The 20,270-nt window shown below is 72.0% G+C and carries 16 protein-coding genes; 8 read left to right on the plus strand and 8 right to left on the minus strand.

Annotated elements, in window-relative coordinates:
• Positions 1–33: 33 nt before the first annotated feature.
• Positions 34–1,641: a helix-turn-helix domain-containing protein gene (locus OG332_RS22360; protein ID WP_442816368.1), complete on the minus strand. Its 1,608-nt coding sequence runs from the start codon at positions 1,639–1,641 to the stop codon at positions 34–36.
• Between the two features lie 286 nt (positions 1,642–1,927).
• Here OG332_RS22360 and OG332_RS22365 point away from each other — a divergent pair, with 286 nt between their 5' ends.
• From OG332_RS22365 to OG332_RS22380, 4 genes are all read left to right on the plus strand, one after another.
• Positions 1,928–2,347 carry a hypothetical protein gene (locus tag OG332_RS22365; RefSeq protein ID WP_327415134.1) on the plus strand — a complete coding sequence of 140 codons (420 nt, stop codon included), beginning with the start codon at positions 1,928–1,930 and terminating at the stop codon, positions 2,345–2,347.
• Between the two features lie 130 nt (positions 2,348–2,477).
• Complete coding sequence (locus OG332_RS22370; RefSeq protein ID WP_327415135.1) at positions 2,478–2,858, plus strand: hypothetical protein; 381 nt, start codon at positions 2,478–2,480, stop codon at positions 2,856–2,858.
• 23 nt (positions 2,859–2,881) lie between these two features.
• A complete protein-coding gene (locus OG332_RS22375) occupies positions 2,882–3,328 on the plus strand; it encodes a hypothetical protein (RefSeq protein ID WP_327415136.1) in 447 nt (148 codons plus the stop codon).
• A gap of 138 nt (positions 3,329–3,466) precedes the next feature.
• Positions 3,467–4,459, plus strand: coding sequence for a pirin family protein (locus OG332_RS22380; protein ID WP_327415137.1), 993 nt, complete (start codon positions 3,467–3,469; stop codon positions 4,457–4,459).
• A gap of 39 nt (positions 4,460–4,498) precedes the next feature.
• On the opposite strand, the gene OG332_RS22385 is transcribed toward OG332_RS22380, so the two are convergent.
• Together OG332_RS22385 and OG332_RS22390 are read right to left on the minus strand one after the other, a co-directional pair.
• Positions 4,499–5,596 (minus strand): AI-2E family transporter, encoded by a 1,098-nt coding sequence (locus tag OG332_RS22385; protein WP_442816193.1) that lies wholly within the window; start codon positions 5,594–5,596, stop codon positions 4,499–4,501.
• Between the two features lie 23 nt (positions 5,597–5,619).
• Positions 5,620–7,866: a SpoIIE family protein phosphatase gene (locus tag OG332_RS22390; protein WP_327415138.1), complete on the minus strand. Its 2,247-nt coding sequence runs from the start codon at positions 7,864–7,866 to the stop codon at positions 5,620–5,622.
• A 158-nt stretch (positions 7,867–8,024) separates the two neighbouring features.
• Between OG332_RS22390 and aspS the strand changes: the two genes are divergently transcribed.
• The gene (gene aspS / locus OG332_RS22395; RefSeq protein WP_327415139.1) at positions 8,025–9,848 is read left to right on the plus strand and encodes an aspartate--tRNA ligase; all 1,824 of its coding nucleotides are present in this window, start codon (positions 8,025–8,027) and stop codon (positions 9,846–9,848) included.
• 107 nt (positions 9,849–9,955) lie between these two features.
• Here aspS and OG332_RS22400 read toward each other — a convergent pair whose 3' ends face one another.
• Positions 9,956–11,653: a VWA domain-containing protein gene (locus OG332_RS22400; RefSeq protein WP_327415140.1), complete on the minus strand. Its 1,698-nt coding sequence runs from the start codon at positions 11,651–11,653 to the stop codon at positions 9,956–9,958.
• Positions 11,654–12,064: 411 nt separating this feature from the next.
• Here OG332_RS22400 and OG332_RS22405 point away from each other — a divergent pair, with 411 nt between their 5' ends.
• Entirely contained in the window at positions 12,065–14,152 is a 2,088-nt protein-coding gene (locus OG332_RS22405; RefSeq protein WP_327415141.1) for a PhoX family protein, read from the plus strand.
• A gap of 74 nt (positions 14,153–14,226) precedes the next feature.
• On the opposite strand, the gene OG332_RS22410 is transcribed toward OG332_RS22405, so the two are convergent.
• The 4 genes from OG332_RS22410 to OG332_RS22425 all read right to left on the minus strand — a co-directional run bounded on the left by OG332_RS22410 (position 14,227) and on the right by OG332_RS22425 (position 19,192).
• Positions 14,227–15,495: a sensor histidine kinase gene (locus OG332_RS22410; protein ID WP_327415142.1), complete on the minus strand. Its 1,269-nt coding sequence runs from the start codon at positions 15,493–15,495 to the stop codon at positions 14,227–14,229.
• Positions 15,483–16,184: a hypothetical protein gene (locus OG332_RS22415; RefSeq protein ID WP_327415143.1), complete on the minus strand. Its 702-nt coding sequence runs from the start codon at positions 16,182–16,184 to the stop codon at positions 15,483–15,485. Before OG332_RS22415 ends, OG332_RS22410 begins: the two co-directional genes overlap by 13 nt.
• A 104-nt stretch (positions 16,185–16,288) precedes the next feature.
• The gene (locus OG332_RS22420; RefSeq protein ID WP_327415144.1) at positions 16,289–18,283 is read right to left on the minus strand and encodes an FUSC family protein; all 1,995 of its coding nucleotides are present in this window, start codon (positions 18,281–18,283) and stop codon (positions 16,289–16,291) included.
• An 81-nt stretch (positions 18,284–18,364) separates the two neighbouring features.
• Complete coding sequence (locus OG332_RS22425; RefSeq protein WP_327415145.1) at positions 18,365–19,192, minus strand: hypothetical protein; 828 nt, start codon at positions 19,190–19,192, stop codon at positions 18,365–18,367.
• 128 nt (positions 19,193–19,320) lie between these two features.
• Between OG332_RS22425 and OG332_RS22430 the strand changes: the two genes are divergently transcribed.
• Positions 19,321–19,794, plus strand: coding sequence for an RrF2 family transcriptional regulator (locus OG332_RS22430; protein ID WP_327415146.1), 474 nt, complete (start codon positions 19,321–19,323; stop codon positions 19,792–19,794).
• A gap of 69 nt (positions 19,795–19,863) precedes the next feature.
• Positions 19,864–20,262: a RidA family protein gene (locus tag OG332_RS22435; protein WP_327415147.1), complete on the plus strand. Its 399-nt coding sequence runs from the start codon at positions 19,864–19,866 to the stop codon at positions 20,260–20,262.
• The last annotated feature ends 8 nt before the right edge of the window (positions 20,263–20,270 follow it).

Below are 20,270 nucleotides of genomic sequence, written 5' to 3' on the forward strand. Positions count from 1 at the left end.
CGCCGTGGGCGCCCCTGCCGCAGGTCCGAGGTGTCAGGGAGCCGGGGTGAGCAGAACCGGAAGGGTGGTGACCTCGACCGTCCGCTCGGCAGGAACGGCCACGACCGTGCCGTCGAGGTGGTGTACCGCCGTCAGCTTCTGAGGCGCCAGGACGCGGGCGGTGCCCGTCTCGTGCCAGACGACCGCCAGTTCGGACCCTTCCCGGTCGAACCGGCACTGCCATACGCCGACCGGCAGCCCCGCCGCCACACCGTTCCCGCACGAGCGGATCCGCGTCCCGTGCACCCAGCGGCGCAGTTCCTCGACGTACAGGGCGGCCTGGGTCGGCGGCTGCCCGTCGGGCTGCATGACGATGGGGATCTTGCTGCCGCCCCAGTTGTAGAAGTACATGCGCTGGTAGCGCGCGTACAGGCCGACGAGGAAGAAGCGGACGGCGTTCGCGGAGGCCGCCGGCTCCTCCAGCGGCTTCTGGAGCGGGATGTCGTACGTGGTGCCCGTGTTCCACAGCTTCGGGTGCGAGCCGCCCCGGTGGAACGCGCGGTCGATCTCGCCGACCAGGCCGAGCAACTGCTCGGGCGGGTCCGAGGCGGTGCGCTGGTGCAGCTTGACCCCCGCGACGTCGCAGGAGTCGTACCCGCGCAGCTCGGAGAAGCGCTCAAGCCCGCGCATGCCCGCCGCGTCCCAGAGCCGGCCCATGGAGGGGCAGACGACGGTCGCGTCCGGGTCGACGGCGTCGAGCACGGCCTTCGCTTCCCGGGTCATCTCGACCAGGGTTTCCAGGCTCCCGCTGAAGTAGCGGGGGTCGTTGCCCATGACCCAGAGTTCATAGGCGTCGATGCGGCCCCGGTAGCGGTCGGCCACCGCGGCGACGAAGGTCTTCCAGTCGGCCAGGTCGTCGGGCGGGCTGGTGCGCGATCCGTCGTCGTACGCCGTGCGCGGCCCGTTGGGGCTGGCCCACTCCGGGGTTCCCCCCATCGTGAAGACCACGGGCAGACCGGCACCGTTCGCGCCCGCCACCAGCCGGTCGAGGATCGACCAGTCGAATTCGCCGCGCCGCGGCTGGATGTTCGACCACCGGGTCCGGCTGTCCCACAGGCGGACCGTGTCGATCTGGAAGGTGGGCATGGCGCCGGTCGAGGAGTTGAGCGTCATGCCGAAGAGGCCGTTCGGCACGGGGGTGGGTGCCTGGGTCCAGGGCGCGGCCGCGTTCGGGGCGGGCGCCGAGTGCGCGGCGGCCGGTGCCGGAGTGGTGGAGTGCGCGGAGCCGCTGAGCGAGACGACGCACAGCAGGATGAATGCCAGCGAGGCGACGGCGCCGCGGGTGCTCCCGGCCGGCGGGCGGGGTGTCACGGGGGCCGGGGCGGGGGCCGATTCCTGTGTCACGGCCACCGGCGCAAGGGGGGCTTCCCGTTCGGTTTCCGTGTCCGTGTCCGTGTCCGTTTCCGGAATGGAGGCTGCGACCCAAAAACGGTACAGCTCGGACAACTGACGGGTATGCGCGCCACATAATCTGGCGATTCGCTCCGCGGTGCCGAATTCGACGGGAATCACGATTCCCCGGCAATAGCGGTGCACCGACGAGCGGCTCATATGTGCTTTACGGGCGAGTGTTTCGTAGCTGTAACCCCGTTGGTCTTTCAGCTCGGTGAGGAGGTCTGCGAATTGCTGCCGGGCCCTGGCCGATCCGGCCGGCCCCGGCTGTCTGCCTTCTGGATGCGTTTCGGTGGACTCGCTCAAGAAAATTCCCCCCTCAGTGCCGGGTGTCTGTCCCAGAGCCCGGCATATCCGCAGGTCAGGGTGGGTGAACCATCCCAGCGTCCCAGCTTAGACCACAGCGTTGCGGGGCGGCTGTGGCTTTCTGCAGGCTGTGTCGCAGCGGAGGTCGGAGCCGCCGCGGACAAACAGCTACATCGGAGGAATGCGAGACATGTCTCTGCTCAATCTGCGCCGCGCGGCGAAAGCCTCAATGGTCACCGCGGTCGCTTTCGCGGGTATTTCCCTCATGGGTGCCCAGCCCGCTGCGGCGGCGACTGAGGGAACCACCGGCATGGACTGCTGGGCGGCGTGCGGCAAGCTGACGAATTCGACCGACCACGGCGTCAGCGTCACGTTGGAATGGGGCACCTCGGATGCGCAGCGCTGGCAGTGGGAGCGCTGGGTGTTCGCCCACTCGTCCATGGGTGGAAACGCCAGCGGCGTCGACGTCGACGGGGTCTACATTCCCGGCGGATGCACGGCGTTCGGAAACGTATACGGCTTCGGCTACGTCATCCCCGTGGTGTGGGGCGGCGGGTGGCACAAGATCCAGGGCGATCAGAACGCGAACCTCGTCGGCGTCTACTGCTGACGGCCGCACCGACCTTTCGGCCACGCCCGAAAGCATCGCCAGTCCTGTCCCCTTCGGCGGAGCATCGGTGCCGCAGGGGGCGATCACGGGGGAACTGCCCCCTGCCTCATTCGACAAGGGAGACAAGGCAATGAGCCGTATGACGATCCGCACGAAGCTCGCCGCCGTGGCGGCGGCGAGTGTGATGGCGCTGGGTACGGGGGTCTTGGCGGCGTCGCCCGCGCAGGCCGCGGACTCGTGGCACGGGTGTCCGTCCGGGGCCGTTTGCATCTACCCGCGCGACGCGGGCTGGAACAACAACGTCCCGTCGGACATCTACTGGGACGGGGTCTACCAGCTCTACAACCAGGAGGGGATGCACTTCGTGGTCAACAACCAGACCCTGGGCTGGGTCGACCGCCTCTGCTTCGACTCCTGGGGCAACAACTGCGACTCGTACGTCCAGCCCCCCGGCACCACCTGGTGGGTGAACCTCTCGCCGATGAACTCGATCAAGCTCGGCCCGCGCTAGGTGTAACCCACGGAGGGGGAGCAATGCTCAGCAAGATCAGGGGATGGACATCGAAAGCGGCGGCGGTACTCGCGGTGAGTGCGGGTCTGGCGCTGCTGTCGCCGTCGCCCGCATACGCGGGCGGAGCGTGCACGTTGGCAGGCTGCTCGGAGACGTACAACTACTCGGGGACGTACGCGACGGCCCTGCAGAACTGGACGTGCGGATGGGGCACCACGGGCTCGTGGTCCACGGGATGCGCGGGCGGCGCGACGTACGGCCTGCCCAACGGGTACAAGACGCCCGATAACCAGGACTGGGACGTGTTCCGCGTCGACGCGGGATGGTGCTACCGGGTCGTGCTGGAAGTACCCGGCAAGACGTGGGAAGTGACCTACGACCGGCGGGGCTCGTCGACTCCGGTGTACGTGAAGGTCGAGAACTGGGGGACGGCGTACATCGTGGGGCAGTCGTCCAGCTCTTGTCCCTGAGTCCGGACAGTGGTCCCCGACAGTCCTTGTCGGGCCTGAAGGCCCCGGGGGAATTTCCCCCGGGGCTCCTTCTGTTCTGTCGGGTGTGGCAGAAAGTTCGAGTTTCAACTAAACTCGAAGCAGAAGGAGGTCCTGACCATGCCCGCAGTGACTGTTGAGAACCCGTTGACGCTTCCGCGAGTGGCCGAGCCGCAGGCCGCCGTCCCGCGCAAGGTGCTGGCCGTCGTCTCCGCTCCCGGTGGGTTCGAGGGTGAGGGATTCCCGGTGCGCCGCGCGTTCGCCGGGATCAACTACCAGTACCTCGACCCGTTCATCATGATGGACCAGATGGGCGAGGTGGAGTACGCGCCGGGCGAGCCCAAGGGCACGCCCTGGCACCCGCACCGCGGCTTCGAGACCGTCACGTACCTGATCGACGGAACCTTCGTCCACCAGGACAGCAACGGCGGCGGCGGAGTCATCAACGGCGGTGACACGCAGTGGATGACCGCGGGGTCCGGACTGCTGCACATCGAGGCTCCGCCGGAGTCCCTCGTCGTCAGCGGCGGGCTCTTCCACGGGCTCCAGCTGTGGGTGAACCTCCCGGCCTCCGACAAGATGATGCCCCCGCGCTACCAGGACATCGGCGGCGGCCAGGTCCAGCTGCTGACCACCCCGGACGGCGGCGCCCTGCTCCGCGTGATCGCCGGCGAGCTCGACGGCCACCAGGGCCCGGGCATCACGCACACCCCGATCACGATGATCCACGCGACCGTCACTCCGGGCGCGCAGATCACCCTGCCGTGGCGCGAGGACTTCAACGCGCTGGCGTACGTACTGGCCGGACGCGGGTCGGTCGGCGAGGACCGCCGGCCCGTCCAGACCGGGCAGACGGCCGTCTTCGGCGAGGGCGGCTCGCTCACGGTGCGGGCGGACGAGTCCCAGGACTCCAACGCCCCGGACCTGGAGGTCGTGCTCCTCGGCGGCCGTCCGATCCGGGAGCCGATGGCGCACTACGGTCCGTTCGTCATGAACAGCAAGCACGAACTCCAGCAGGCCTTCGACGACTTCCAGGCCGGCCGGCTGGGCCGCATCCCCACCACCGCGCGCACCGGGCTCGGCCACCGCGGCGCCGGCGACGCGGAGGACTGACCCGCCCCGACGGGCTCCCGGCCGGGAGCCCGTCCCGCTCTACGCGGCGTCCGCCGGATCCACGGGTCCGGGGGGCGCCGCGTCGGCGTACCGGGCCCGCAGCTCCGAGACCACCCCGAAGAGGGCTGCGGTCACCGGCACCGCGAGGAGCATGCCGAGGATCCCGGCGACGCTCGCCCCGGCGGTGATGGCGAGCATCACGACGGCCGGATGCATCTGCACCGTGCGGCTCTGCACCACGGGCTGCAGCACGTACCCCTCGATCATCTGGACCAGCAGCACCAGGCCCAGCGCCCACAGCCCGATGACCCAGCCCCGGTCGGCGAAGGCGACGAGGACCGCCACCGCGCCCGAGAGGATGGCGCCGAGGTACGGGATGTAGGCGGTCACGAAGACCAGCGCGGCCAGCCCCAGCGCCCCCGGCACGTCGAGGACCAGCAGACCCACGCCGATCAGCACGGCGTCGACCAGGGCCACGAAGGTGGTCCCGCGCATGAAGCCCTCGACCGCCTCGAAGGCGCGCCGGCCCATGGCCTCCATCAGATCGCCCGAACGGCTCGGCACCAGCGAGCGCAGCGTGCCCACCGCACGGTCGGAGTCGCGCAGGAAGAAGAAGATCAGCACCATCGCGAGCAGCGCCATCGCGATCACCGAGCCGACCACGCTGAGTCCGGCGACCACGCCCGAGGCGGCCGTGCCGCCGAACTTCTCCAGCAGGTCCTTGGAGTGCGAGGTGACGTCCTCCAGGGAGGTCCCCACCGCCCCGAAGTGCTCGGCGAGCGTCTGGCCGGCCCGCCGCAGCGCGTCGACGATCTCGTCGCCGGTCTCGATGAGCGCGAGGACGACGATGTACGCGGCCCCGCCGACGACGCAGACCACCGCGAGGCAGGTCAGGGCCGCGGCGAGGGAGCGGTTCATCTTCATGCGGACCAGGCGCCGGTGCATCGGCCCGAGCAGGGCCGTGCCGAGCACGGCCAGCAGGACGGGCGTGACCACGGTCTCGAAGACCACGCACAGCCAGATGGCGACGGCGAGGACCGCCGTGACGAGCAGGACGACCCCGCTCCAGGCGGCGAGCCGCCGAACGGGCTCCGGCAGAAGGGGAACGGGGGCATTGGGCACGGTGTATCCAACCACGGCGCGCTCCGGCCGCCCGGAGCTCACAACACGGGGTCGGCGTCCGTCTTCGACTGCTCATGCAGCTCGAACCAGATCGACTTGCCCTCGCCCTGCGGGTCCACGCCCCAGGTGTCGGCGAGCATCTCCATCAGCAGCACCCCGCGGCCGCTGGAGGACATCTCGCCGGGGTGCCGCTTGTGCGGGAGCTCGTCGCTCCCGTCCGCGACCTCCACGCGCAGCCGGCGCGCGCCCAGTTCGCCGACCGCCTCCGCCACCAGCAGCGCGTCGCCGTCGGTGTGCGTCAGAACGTTCGTCACCATCTCGGAGACCATCAGCACGGCCGAGTCCACCTGGTCGGCGTCGGCCCAGTCGTGCAGCAGGTCGCGAACCTGCCGGCGGGCGCCGGCGATCCGCTCCGGTTCGGCCTGGGCCACCGTCAGCACCGTACGGCGCGCCGGGCGGGCCGGGTGCGCCAGCGGGGTGCCGCACCCGCAGGCCTCGCCCTCGCGGCACAGCAGCACCACGGCTATGTCGTCCTCGCGGCGGTCGGCCAGCGGACCCGTGGTGTGGTGCGAGGACGGGCCGTGCACGGCCTGGACCAGCAGGTCGGCCAGCCTTTCGAGGTGCGGGGGCTGGAAGTGGCCGGCCCCCGCGCCCTCCGGCTCGTGCGCGCCCCCCGACCCGTGGGTGTCGGACTCCAGGACCGCGCGCAGCCGCGCCCAGCCCGTGTCCAGGTCGTGCCCGCCGGTCTCGATGAGCCCGTCGGTGCACAGCATCATCGTCTCGCCGGGCTCCAGGGTGAACCGGGTGGTGGGGTAGTCGGTGTCGGGCACGATCCCGAGGGGGAGCCCACCAGCGGTGGTGCGCATCAGGACGGTGCCGTCGCTCATCCGGATCGCGGGGTCGGGGTGGCCGGCGCGGGCCACCTCCAGCATTCCGGTCTTCGGGTCGCACTCCACGTACAGGCAGGTCGCGAACCGCGGGCTCTGGAAGTCCGCGTCCAGGTCGGCGCCCGACCCCGCGCCCATGCCGGTGCCCGCGTCCTCGTAAGGGTCGGAATCCTGCGAGGCGCACAGCCCGGCCAGGAAGCGGGAGGCCCGGGAGAGCACCGCGTCGGGCCGGTGGCCCTCGGACGCGTACGCCCGTACGGCGATCCGCAGCTGGCCCATCAGCCCGGCCGCCCGGACGTCGTGGCCCTGCACGTCGCCGATGACCAGCGCGAACCTCCCCGAGGGCAGCGGGATCATGTCGTACCAGTCGCCGCCCACCTGGAGCCCGCCACCGGTCGGGACGTACCGCGCCGCGATCCGCATGCCGGGGATCTCCGGGCCGAGCTGCGGCATCATCGACCGCTGCAGGCCGGTGGTGAGTTCCCGCTCGGATTCGGCCACCCCGGCGCGCTGGAGCGCCTGGGCCAGCATCCGGGCCACGGTCGTCAGGACGGACCGCTCGTCGGGGGAGAAGGACGCCGGGAGCTTGAAGGCGGCCATCCAGGCGCCCATGGTCCTCCCGGCCACGGTCAGCGGCAGGAAGGCCCAGGACACCCGGTCGAAGCGCTGGGCGAGCGGCCAGGTGGCCGGGAACCGCCGTTTGTAGTCCTCCGGGGTGGCCAGGTAGATCGCCCGGCCGGTACGGACGACCTCGGCGGCCGGGTAGTCCGTCTCCAGCAGCATGTCCGTGAAGGGCTCCTCGTCCCCCGGATCGTGCCCGTGGTGACCGATGATCGACAGCCGCTCCCCGGCCACACCGAAGACGGCCAGCCCGTCCGGGCTGAAGCCCGGCATGGACAGCGAGGCCGCGACCCGCAGCACCTCGGCCGTGGACCGGGCCTCCGCCAGCGCGCGGCCCGCGTCCAGCAGGAAGGCCTCGCGGGAGCGCCGCCAGTCGCCGGTGATGCGGGTGTGGGCGGCGGTGGTGCCGGGCTGCGGCTCGGCGATCTCCTGGATGGTGCCGATCAGCTCGTAGTCCACGCGGCCGTCGGCGGACCGGCTCTCCAGCGGTTTGGAGCGGCTGCGCACGGTCCGCAGGACCCGTCCGTCCACGTCCATGATCCGCAGCCGGGCCTCGGCGAGGGTGCCCTCGGCGACGGCCAGGTTCACGATCCCGTTGATCTCGTTCCAGTCCACCGGGTGGAACCGGGACCGTACGGAGACCTCCGGCAGCACCACGGGCTCCGCGGGCAGCCCGAGGAGCCGGGCGGCCTCACCGTCGAGGGTGACCGTCCCGGAGGCGTTGTCCCACCGCCACAGGCCCGTCGCGATGGCGGCCAGGACGTCCTCGGTGCGCACCCGGCCATCTTTACAGGTCATATCCGTCAGGTGCCTGTCAGGAGGGACCGCCGGACGCATTTGCGCAGGCTGGAGGGAGTGCCCGACCCGTCACCCTCCCGGACGGTAACCTTGGGACGGTTGAATCCACCCTGGTATCGCGTAGAACTGGATGACTGATGCATCGGTACAGGTCCCACACCTGCGGCGAGCTCCGCGCTTCTGACGTCGCCGCCGACGTCCGGCTGAGCGGCTGGCTGCACAACCGTCGAGACCTGGGCGGCATCCTCTTCATCGATCTGCGGGACCACTACGGCATCACGCAGCTCGTCGCCCGGCCCGGCACCGCCGCGAACGAGGCGCTCAGCAGCGTCACCAAGGAGACCGTCGTCCGCATCGACGGCAAGGTCGTCTCCCGCGGCGCGGACAACGTCAACCCCGAGCTGCCGACCGGCGAGATCGAGATCGAGGTCGCCGAGGTCGAGGTGCTCGGCGCGGCCGCCCCGCTGCCCTTCACGATCAACACCGACGACGGTGTGAACGAGGAGCGGCGCCTGGAGTACCGCTTCCTCGACCTGCGCCGCGAGCGCATGCACCGCAACATCATGCTGCGCTCGGCGGTCATTGCCTCGATCCGCTCCAAGATGGTGGCCCTCGGCTTCAACGAGATGGCGACCCCGATCCTCACCGCGACCTCCCCCGAGGGCGCCCGTGACTTCGTGGTGCCGTCCCGCCTGAACCCGGGCAAGTTCTACGCCCTGCCGCAGGCCCCGCAGCAGTTCAAGCAGCTGCTGATGATCTCCGGCTTCGACCGGTACTTCCAGATCGCGCCCTGCTTCCGCGACGAGGACGCCCGCGCCGACCGCTCGCCGGGCGAGTTCTACCAGCTCGACGTGGAGATGTCCTTCGTCGAGCAGGAGGACGTCTTCCAGCCGATCGAGACGCTCATGACCGAGCTCTTCGAGGAGTTCGGCAACGGCCGCCACGTCACCTCGCCCTTCCCGCGGATCCCCTTCCGCGAGTCGATGCTGAAGTACGGCAACGACAAGCCCGACCTGCGCGCCAAGCTGGAGCTCGTCGACATCACCGACGTGTTCGAGGGCTCGGAGTTCAAGGCGTTCGCCGGCAAGCACGTGCGCGCGCTGGCCGTCCCGGACACCGCCGCCCAGCCGCGCAAGTTCTTCGACGGCCTCGGCGAGTACGCGATCTCGCTGGGCGCGAAGGGCCTGGCCTGGGTGCGCGTGGGCGAGGACGGTGCCCTGACCGGCCCGATCGCCAAGTTCCTCACCGAGGAGAACGTCAAGGTCCTCACCGAGCGCCTGGGCCTGGTCCCCGGCCACGCGGTGTTCTTCGGCGCGGGCGACTTCGACGAGGTCTCCAAGATCATGTCCGGCGTTCGCGTCGAGGCGGCCAAGCGCGCGGGCCAGTTCGAGGAGAACGTCTTCCGCTTCTGCTGGATCGTCGACTTCCCGATGTACGAGAAGGACGAGGAGACCGGCAAGATCGACTTCTCGCACAACCCCTTCTCCATGCCGCAGGGCGGCATGAAGGACCTGGAGGAGAAGGACCCGCTCGACATCCTGGCGTGGCAGTACGACATCGTCTGCAACGGCATCGAGCTGTCCTCCGGCGCCATCCGCAACCACGAGCCCGAGGTCATGCTGAAGGCCTTCGAGATCGCCGGTTACGAGGCGGAGACCGTCGAGCGCGAGTTCGCCGGCATGCTGCGCGCGTTCCGCCTCGGCGCCCCGCCGCACGGCGGCATCGCCCCGGGCGTGGACCGCATCGTGATGCTGCTGGCCGACGAGCCGAACATCCGCGAGACGATCGCCTTCCCGCTGAACGGCAACGCGCAGGACCTGATGATGGGCGCGCCGACGGTGCTGGAGGAGGTCCGTCTGCGCGAGCTGAACATCGCGCTGCGCAAGCCGGTCGAGACGAAGGCGGCGGAGCGGCCGGTCTCCGACGCGGTCGTCCCGGACGCCGGGTCCCCGCGGGGCTGAACCCGCTGACACGCCGAGGGCGGCGCCCCCTCTCCTTGCGGGAGGGGGCGCCGCCCTTTGCGTACGCGGTGTGCGCGGTGTGCGCGGTGTACCGGGCGGGCCGGGGCCTAGAACCGGTCGAGGACGCCCTTGAGCAGGGCCGCGGAGGTCAGCTCCGTGGGGGCCGGGCCGGCGTGGAAGAAGCCGGCGTTCTCGGCGTCCAGCTTGCGCAGGAAGTCGAAGGCCTTGTTCTCGTGGTCGCCGAACGCGACGAACTGCCAGTGGATGCCGGGCGCGGTGGCGGCGGCGTCGGTGATCGCCTGACGGGCGGGCTGACGGTTGTCGGGGGCGCCGTCGGTCTGGAAGACGACCAGGGCCGGGCCCTCGCCGCCGTCCTTCTGGTAGCGCTCGACGACGGCCTCGACGGCCACGTGGTAGCTGGTGCGGCCCATCCGGCCGAGCTCCGCGTGGCGGGCCTCGACCCAGGCCGCGTCGTGGGTGTCGAGGGCCAGGTCGGCGGTGCCGTCCACCTCCGTGGAGAAGAACACGGTGTGCACGGTCGCCTCGTCGTCGAGGTGCGCGGCGAGGGCGAGGGCGTGGTCGGCGAGGTACTGCGCGCTGCCGTCCTTGTAGAAGCCGCGCATCGACCCGGACCGGTCCAGGACGAGGTACACCTTGGCCCGCGCCCCGGCCTTCCCCTTGCTGCGGAGCACCTGGCCGGCGGCCTTGTACGCACCGACGACCTCGGGCGCGCGACGCCGTACGGCGGCCAGCGCATGCGCGGCCTCCGGGGTGGCCCCCTCGACCTCGTCCGCCTCGGGCGCGGGCACGCCGGCCTCGGCGGCCTGCGGCGCGGCGTCGCCGTCGGGCTGCTCCGCAGCGGCCTCGGTGGCCAGCGGCACGGCCTCCGGCGCGGCGTCGGCCTCCGGCGTGGTGGCCTCGGCTGCCGCCGGCTCGTCCTGCGCCTGGGGCGCGGTGTCGGGATCCGCCTCGGCCTCGGCCTCGGCCTCCGGTGCGGTGGCTTCGGAGCCCAGGGGCTCGTCCTGCGCCTGCGGCGCGGATTCGGGCTCCGCGGCGACCTCGGCCAGGGGCTCAGCCTCCGGCGTGGTGGCCTCGGCTGCCGCCGGCTCGTCCTGCGCCTGCGCCTGCGCCTGCTCCGCGGCGGCGACCAGAGGCTCGGCCTCCGGTACCGCGGCCGTGGCGGTCTCCGCCTCCGGCGTGGCTACGTCGGCCTCTGCCGCCGGCGGCTCGGCCTCGGGCTGCTCCGCAGCGGCGGGGACGTCCGTCTCCGGCGTGGGGGCCTCGGCTGCTGCCGGCTCGGCCTCGGCCTCGGGCTGCTCCGGCGCGGCTGCGGTGTCCGCCTCCGCGGCCAGGGGCTCCGGCTCGGCGGCTTCGGCAATCTGCGGCTCCGGCTCAGCAGCCGGTGCGGCCTCGGCCTCCGGCTCCGCAGTGGCGGCGGTGTCCGCCTCCGGCGCGGGTGCAGCGGCCTCGGCGGCGGCCGGCTCGTCCTGCGCCTGGGGCGCGGTGTCGGGCTCCGCAGCGGCGGCCAGGGGCTCCGCCTCCGGGGCGGTGGCCTCGGCGGCAGCCGGGGCGGGCTCCGCAGCGGCGGGAGCCTCGGGCTGCTCCGCTGCGGGCGGGGCGGCCTCCGGGCCGGGCGTCGCCGCAGGCGGATCGGCAGGGGAGGGCGCGCGGCGGGCTTCGGGGACCGTGGGGTCCGCGGCCGGCGCGGGGGCCGTGAGGACCGTGCCGGGCTCGCGGTCCCGCGGGGCGGACTGAGGAGGAACAGTGGGGTTGTCGAAGGACGCCGCCACCAGATCGGCGGCCACGTCCAGGGGGGTACGTTCCGCCTGGTTGGGGACAGCGGCCGAGGGGGCGTCCGTAGTCTCCGGAACGGGTTCTTCAGTCCGTCCGAACACCTTGCGCAACAAGCTCCGAATACCCATGGGCCAGGCCTTTCGCATGAGTGCGTGCGTCATTTGTCCGTGCTGCGCGGATGATCCCTGCCCAGAGTGGACACGTAAGGTTATCGGCCGCCCGGCTGGATCTTCGGCAGGGTCGCCTTTCGTGGCGTCCGGCTTCCAAACACCCTCAGACCGCCCTCGAACTGCCGCTCCGACGTGCCGGGTTCACCGACCGTTCATCCCCGCGCCGCCGCTTCGGCGCAACCCGGGCCTAGCGTCACGGCTGGATTGTTCCGACACGTTGTCGGCGCCCACGCAGCTACTCGGAGGACACTCGTGCGCAAGCTTCTGCCGCTCATCGGCAACCCGCATGGGAGCGGCCGGTCCGCTCTCACCTGTCGTTACCGCTGTGGCGACGCCTGCTTCCACGAGGTGCCGAACACCAGCGACAACGAGTACGCCGGCGACGTCATAGCCCGGGCGTACTCCCGGCGGTCGATGCTGCGCTCCGCCGCCGTCGTGACGGTCGCCACCGCCGCCGGTACCGCCGTGGCGCTCAGCGGCCCCGGTCAGACCGCGAACGCCAGCCCCTCCGGTGAGGCCGTGGCCGCCGGCGCCGGCAAGGGCGGCGAGGCCGCCCGCGGCCTCCGCTTCAAGGCCGTCGCGCCCAACACCGACGACAAGGTCACCGTCCCCGAGGGCCACGAGCAGAACGTGGTCATCCGCTGGGGCGAGCCGATCATCAAGGGCGCTCCGGGCTTCAACCCCGACAAGCAGACCGCCGCCGCGCAAGCCGGTCAGTTCGGCTACAACAACGACTTCCTGAGCCTCCTCCCGCTCGGCGGCGACTACGAGCGCCAGCAGCTGCTCGTGGCCAACCACGAGTACACGGACGAGGTCCTCATGTTCAAGGGCTACGACCCGGCCAAGCCGACCCGCGAGCAGGTCGAGATCGCCTGGGCCGCGCACGGCCTGTCCGTGGTCGTCGTCCAGGAGGACCACCGCAGCGGCAAGCTGACCGCCGTCACGCGCCACCGGCTCAACCGCCGCCTGACCGCCACCAGCGAGTTCAAGCTCACCGGCCCGGCCGCGGGCAGCGCCCTGCTGAAGACCTCCGTCGACGCCACCGGCACCAAGGTGCTCGGCACCCTCAACAACTGCGCCGGCGGCACCACCCCGTGGGGCACCACCCTCCACGGCGAGGAGAACTTCAACCAGTACTTCGGCAACGCCGGCCAGGTCACCGACCCGACCGCGGCCGCCCGCCTGAAGCGCTACGGCGTGAGCGCCGGCGCCACCGAGCGCAAGTGGGAGCTGTTCGACAAGCGCTTCGACGTGGCGCAGGAGCCCAACGAGTCGCACCGCTTCGGCTGGGTCGTCGAGCTGGACCCGTACGACCCGAACTCCGTCCCGCGCAAGCGCACCGCGCTGGGCCGCTTCAAGCACGAGGCCGCGCAGCCCCGCCTGACCGAGGACGGCCGCCCGGTCGTCTACATGGGCGACGACGAGCGCTTCGACTACTTCTACAAGTTCGTCTCGTCGAAGCAGATGAAGAAGGGCAACTCGCGCGCGGCGAAGGAGCACAACCTCACGCTGCTCGACGAGGGCACCCTCTACGTCGCCAAGCTCACCGGCGACTCCCCGGCCGCCGAGCTCGACGGCACCGGCAAGCTCCCCTCCGACGGCGAGTTCGACGGTTCCGGCGTCTGGATCAAGCTGGCCACCGGCAACGTCTCGCACGTCGAGGGCATGACCGCCGACGAGGTGTACGTCTTCACGCGCCAGGCCGCCGACAAGGTGGGCGCCACCAAGATGGACCGCCCCGAGGACGTCGAGCCCTCCCCGCGCACCGGCCGCGTCTACATCGCGCTGACCAACAACACCGACCGTGGCAAGCCGGGCAAGGAAGGCGCGACCGAGGCCAACCCGCGCAACCTGAACAAGCACGGCCAGATCCTGGAGCTCGCCGAAAACTTCGACGCCCCGGCCGGCGACGGCTTCGCCTGGCGGCTCTTCCTGGTCGCCGGTGACCCGAACGACCCGGCGACGTACTTCGCGGGCTTCCCGAAAGACAAGGTCAGCCCGATCTCCTGCCCGGACAACGTGGCCTTCGACCCGCACGGCAACCTGTGGATCTCCACGGACGGCAACCAGCTCGGCTCCCACGACGGCCTGTTCGGCGTCGCGACGGCCGGTGAGCGCCGCGGTGAGCTGAAGCAGTTCCTGACCGTCCCGCGCGGCGCCGAGACCTGCGGCCCGCTCATCCAGGACAAGCGCGTCCTGGTCGCCGTCCAGCACCCGGGCGAGATCGACGGCGCGTCCGTCGAGAAGCCGCAGTCGGTGTGGCCCGACGGCCCCGGCAAGATCGTCCGCCCGGCCGTCGTCTCGGTCTGGCGCAAGGACGGCAAGAACATCGGCGTCTGATCCGGTTGTCGGGCCGGTGTTTCACGTGAAACACAGCTCACGTGGAGCGTCGGCCCAACGTCGGCCCGTCGCCGTCAACTTCCGTCCGGCAACCGCCCGACCGGAAGCCTGAGCGTCGTCAGCGCGCCCCCGTCGGGCGCGTTGGCGAAGCTCAGCGCGATCTCCAGCACCGCCGCCTGCCCCACCACGATCGTGAGCCCCAGCCCGTGACCGCGTCCGCGCCCCGGGTCTCCGGTGCGGAACCGCTGGGGGCCCTGCTCGATCAGTTCGGGCGGATAGCCGGGTCCGTGGTCGCGGACCGTCACCACCGGGCCCTCCACGTTCACCTCGATCGGCGGCCGGCCGTGTTTGTGGGCGTTGACCAGCAGGTTCGCCAGGATCCGGTCGAGGCGCCGCCGGTCGGTGAGGACCACCGCGTCCCGGACCACCCGTACCGAGGCGGCCGGCCCGGCCCCCGCGACGGCCCGCTCCACGGCCCGGCCGAGTTCCACGCGGGCCAGATCGGCCCGCTCCACGCCCGAGTCCAGCCGGGAGATCTCCAGCAGGTCCTCGGTCAGCAGGTGCAGGGCCTTCAGCCGGTCGTTGATCATTTCCTTGGGGCGGCCCTCGGGCAGCAGCGCCGCCGCGGCCAGTGAGCCGGTGAGCGGGGTCCGCAGCTCGTGTGCGACGTCCGCCGTGAAGCGCTTCTCCGCCTCCAGCCGGTCCTGGAGGGACCCGGCCATCGAGTCCAGTGCGTGCGCCACGTCCCGTACCTCGTCCCGGTCCCGGGAGCGGCGTCCCGGGCGCTGGTCGTCCACGCGGGAGGGAAAGCCCACCCGGGCGTCCAGGTCCCCGGCGCTGATCCTGCGGGCCACGGCGGCGGTGGTCGCGAGCCGCCGGCTGATCCGGTCGGCGAGGAAGAGGCCGGCCAGCGCCACCACACCGGCGGCGAGCGCCGCGGAGGCGAGGATCGCGGTGTCGATGTCCCGCAGTCGGCTGCGGGTGCCCTGGAACGGGATCCAGACGGCGAGTGCCTGTTCGTCGGCGGGGGCGGCGGCCCACATGACGGGCTTGCCGTCGTACGAGCCGACCATGCTGCCGGTGTCGCCGCGGGCGACGAGTTCACGCAGCAGGCCGGGCAGCTGGGGCGGGTCGAGGACGATGTTCACGTCGCCGTGCGTGGTGCCGTACTCGTAGTGGCTGAGGGCGTGCTCCAGTGCCGTGTCCGCGTCCTTGCGGACCGCGCCGACGATCTGCTCGGAGACCACGTTGTGCACCAGGATCCCGAGCACCGCGGCGACCATGCAGCACACCGCCGTGGTGGTCAGGGCGATCTTCCAGCGGAGGCTGCTCAGCGCGTGCATCGCTGTGCGTCCGGGCTGAGCGGGACACCGGTGAGGGTCGGGCAGTCGTCCAGCGTGAGCTGGGTGAGGTTCATGGTCCGGGCCTTCGGGTCCCACACGTAGTCGGAGACGGCGACGTACGCGGGGTTCGACGTCGGTTCGCGGACCGTCAGGTGTTCCGCGGCCACTTCCACCCCCTCCAGCACCGCCCGCCGGGACAGGATCCGGGCGATCCTCCCGTCGTCCTGGACGGTGTAGACGCGCAGTTCGCTGAGCCGGCCGTCGATGTCCAGTGCGGTGATCAGCTCCTCCCGGCCGTTGCCGGTCAGGTCGTGCAGGACCGCGGGGCGCACCGGGCAGTCGGGCCCCCCGTCCACAGCCTGTGTGCAGAGCGCGAGCCGTTGCACGGCCCGGGGGTCGACGAGCCGGCCCGTCCCGCCGTCCTGTTGCGTTGCCGAGCCGATGTCGGCTCGTACGACGGACAGCGCGTTCACCCCGCGCATGCTCAGGTCCCCCACCTTGGGGAGCCCGGGCACCACGGCGGCCGTGCCCGGCTTCTGGTCGGGTTCGGGCGGGTCGGGGCGGATGTCCTTCCACAGGCTCTGCGGGGCGTGCACCGTGCCGAGGTTGCCCTCGTTCTTCAGGCCCTCCACGTCGGCGCACCCCGCCAGGAGGACGGCGAGGGCGATCACGGCCGGCGCGCGGTGCATGTTCCGATGCTCTCCCGCCGGGCGGCTCCCGGCCCGGCCTTGGGCCCATCCGGGCGACTGCGGGGGACTCGGTGGGGCTCGGTGGGGCTCGGCGGGACCCGGAGTCAGGGCTCCGGCCGGGCGATGGCGCGGGCCGCCGCGACCTCCTGGTGGACGGGGGCCAGGACGCTCGACATGTCGCCCGGGGGCTCCGCCTCGACGCGTACCGGGATGGTGCTGCTGCGGACCCGCCCGGCCAGTTCGCGCAGCTGGCGTGCGATCCCCTCCACCTCGTCCGGGTCCGGCGGCGTTGCGCCGTGGTTGACCCGGACCCGCGCGGCGGTGGTCGCGTCCACGATCCGCTCGACGGCGACCACCAGCGGCCACCAGGCGGCGGCCCGCGCCCCCGTCGGCGGCGGCTCGGTCAGGGCCCGCTGGAACTCGCTGCGTACGCCCGACAGGTCGCGGTAGATGCGCCGCCGGGCCTGGAGGCGGGCGGTGCGCGCCGCCGCGTGCGCGGCCTCGTCGGCGGCCGGCGCGAAGGCCCGTTCCACGTAGCGGGCTGCGTCGTACACGGTGTCGGCGAGCCGGTCCCCGATCCGGGTGTGCCAGCTCTCGGGCCACAGCAGGTATCCCGCGACGAGGGTGATGGCGCAGCCGATCAGGCTGTCCAGCAGCCGGGGCCGGATCAGGTCGAAGCCCTGGTGGTTGAGCATGTCCGAGAGCAGCAGGATCACCGGGGTGATCGCGGCGGTCTGGAAGGCGTACCCCTTGACCGAGAAGGCCGGGATCAGCCCGGCGAGCACCATCATCACCGGCACGACCGCCCAGCCGCGCGGTACCTCGGCGAGTACGGCGGCCGCGATGACCAGCCCTCCGGCGGTGCCGAGCGCGCGCAGTACGGCCCGGGAGAACACCGACCCGAAGTCGGGCTTGAGGACGAAGGTGACGGTCAGCGCGACCCAGTAGGAGCGTTCGAACTCGATCACCGATACGAGCACCTGCGCGAGCCCGATGCACAGCGCGAGCCGCAGCCCGTACCGCCAGGAGGCCCTGGAGAGCACCATGTCGCGCACGGCCCGCCGGGCCCGCACCCGCAGCGCCGCGGGCCGGCCGAGGCGGTCGTCCACGTTGTACGGATCCGGTTCGGCGAGGTACACGATCCTGGCCGCATGGCGCAGGGCCCCGTCGACGGCCCGCTCGGCCGGGGTGTGCGCGGCGGGCAGATCCAGTACGGGGGTTCCGGTGCGGCCCTCCTCGACGGCGGTGGCGAGGGACCGTACGGTCGCCGGGATCTCGGGCGGCAGCGGCCTGCCGCGCAGGTGTGCGGCGGGCGCGGCCTCCACGAGCGGGATCACCACGTTGAGCTGGGCCAGCATCCGCACCAGCGAGGGGCTGCGCCCGTGTACCCGGGCCCGGCGGCCCAGCACCAGGTCGTAGGCCTGGTTGAGGGTTTGGGTGACCTCCAGGCGGCGCTCGTCGTAGGCGGAGCCGGGGCGTCCGGCGGCCTCCAGGGCGTCGGCCAGGGCCCGGTAGGTGGCGGCGACCGCGGCCCGCTCGGGCTGCCTGCCGCGCAGCGGCCAGCCCAGCAGGCTGAGCGCCAGCACGAACAGTCCGCCCGCGCTCAGCAGCAGCGGGGCCGTCCACCAGGGCTCCGGCATCGGGATTCCGGCGCCGATCACGGCGTTGAGCAGGAGCAGCAGCCCGGACACGGAGGCGACCGTGCCGATGGAGGAGATCATCCCGGAGACCAGGGCGATGAGGGTGAGCACGCCGACGGCCAGCCAGCCGTGGCCGTAGACCAGGGTGCCCAGGGCCACGCCGACGGCGCCGAAGAGTTGCGGGACGGCGATGTTGAGGACCCGCATCCGGTAGGCGTCGGCGGTGTCGCCGATGACCCCGGAGAGGGCCCCCATGGAGACGAGCGCGCCGTATTCGGGCTCGTCCAGGGCGAAGCCCACGGCGAGCGGGACGGACAGGGCGACCGCCGCCCGGGCCACGGCGGCCCAGGGGATCGGCGCGGTGCTCGGCTTCAGCCCCTGGAGGAGCCAGGCGGGGGGAGCCAGCGGATGGTGCCGGGCTCGCCGCGACGATATGTGTTCGGTGCGTTCGGTGCTCATCCCGCTTCCGTGCCGCCGCTCGCGAATCGGTTCTTCTGGGCTCTTCTGCGTCGTTCTGCGCGTGATGGGTACCTTCCGAGCTTATGGGGTGCGGCGCAGTCGGCCCGTCACCCATGCGGCCAGTGCGGCGGTGAGCCCGATCACGAGCACCACCCAGGCGGTGGTGCGCAGGAATGCGGTGAGGGCGTCGTACACGGCTCCGGCGGCGGGTCGGTCGATGTCGGCGGGCAGATCGTCCAGGGTGAGCCGGCGGCACACCTCCACGGCGAGCCACAGCAGCCCCGCCCCGACCGCGAGCCCGAGCCCGGTGGCCATCACGGCGCGCCGCCGGTGGACGGCGACCGCGATGGCCGCAGCGGCCAGGACCAGGGTCAGGACGGGGAGCCAGACGCCGGCGATCTGGAGCATGTGGAAACCCTCCCGGAGCGCGCCGAGGTTGTCGTACTCCATGACCTTCACGGACAGGTGCGTCACCGGGATGCGGTCGGCGAAGGGCACGTCGCCCTCGACGAGTTCGCCCTTGACTTCGGCTATGACGGGCGCGAGGTCGATCGTGAGGGCGTCGCCGTATCCGGTGGTGAGCGCGTCGAGGAAGGCTGCGTGGGCGGCGCGGTTGGCCGCGTCCCAGGCCGTCTGGTAGGCGGGGGTGCCGGCGAAGGAGTGCAGGGCCTCGCCCAGCAGCGCGTCCACGCCCATCTGGAAGGGGCCCGCGTCGATCTGCCCGTGCAGGGCGCGGGTGACCTGGGTGACGACGACTTCCTGGACGGCGGGGTTCGCGGCGAGGGGGGACATGGAGGCGGTGTACCGGTCGGCGTTGCCGAGCTCGTGGTCCGCCCAGTACGCGATGGCGCTCGCGGGCACCAGGAGGGCCACGAGCGCGATGAGTACCGCCGACAGGATGGTGCGCACGTCACCAGGGAATGCGGGCGCGGGTCCGGGCGCGAGCGGTGTTGCTGCGGTTGGGGGGGGGTGGACCGTCCGACGGCGCGGCACCCTTGCCTTCCCTATTCTGGACATCTAACATCCATAATATGAGGATGAGCGAGGGCGTCGAGTGGGCGCTGCACAGCTGCGTCAACCTGGCCTGGAGCGGCCCGGACCGGGCCGTGTCGGCGGCGCGGCTGGCCGCGTGGCACGACCTGCCCGCCGCCTACCTCAACAAGCAGCTGCAGGCGCTGGCCCGGGCGGGCATCGTCACCTCCGCCCCCGGTCCCCGGGGCGGCTTCAAGCTGGCCCGCCCGCTCGCCGCCATCTCGCTCATGGACGTGGTCGCCGCCGTCGAGGGGCCCGAGGAGGCCTTCCGGTGCGCGGAGATCCGCCGGCAGGGCCCCGGCGCCGGCGAACCGGCGGCCGATGCCGCCGACTGCGCCATCGCGCGCGCCATGACCCGGGCCGAACTGGCCTGGCGCAGGGCGCTGGCCGCACAGAACCTCGACGAGATCCGGCAGCAGGCCGAACGGCAGGCCCCCGAGGCCCCGGCGCGGCTCCGCGCCTGGCTCGCCACGCGGTAGCACCTGCGGCGGCACCACGGCACGTACGGAATCGGAAACGGCAACGTGAAGCGAAACAGGGAGCTCGGCATGACGCGCAGCATCATCAATCCGGCAGGACTCCACACCCCGACCGACTACGGCTACAGCCACATCGTCTCCGCCCCCGGCGAGCAGGTCTTCATAGCCGGCCAGTACGGCTGTGACGAGAGCGGCCACGTCGTCTCCGGGGACTTCGCCGACCAGGTGGAGCGGGCCTTCGCGAACCTCCGGACGGCCCTCGCGGCCGTCGGCCTCGGTCCCGCCGACGTCGTGCGCATCGGCACGTACATCGTCGGCCACGACCAGCGGAAGCTGGAGGTCCTCCTCAAGCAGCTGCACGCCACCTGGGGCACCGAACTGCCCGCCCAGACCCTGATCGGGGTGGCCTCGCTCGCCCTGCCCGGCATGCTCTTCGAGATCGACGCCGTGGCGGTGCGCACGCCCTGACCGTTGAT

The organism is Streptomyces sp. NBC_01233 (assembly GCF_035989305.1).
GTDB lineage: Bacteria > Actinomycetota > Actinomycetes > Streptomycetales > Streptomycetaceae > Streptomyces.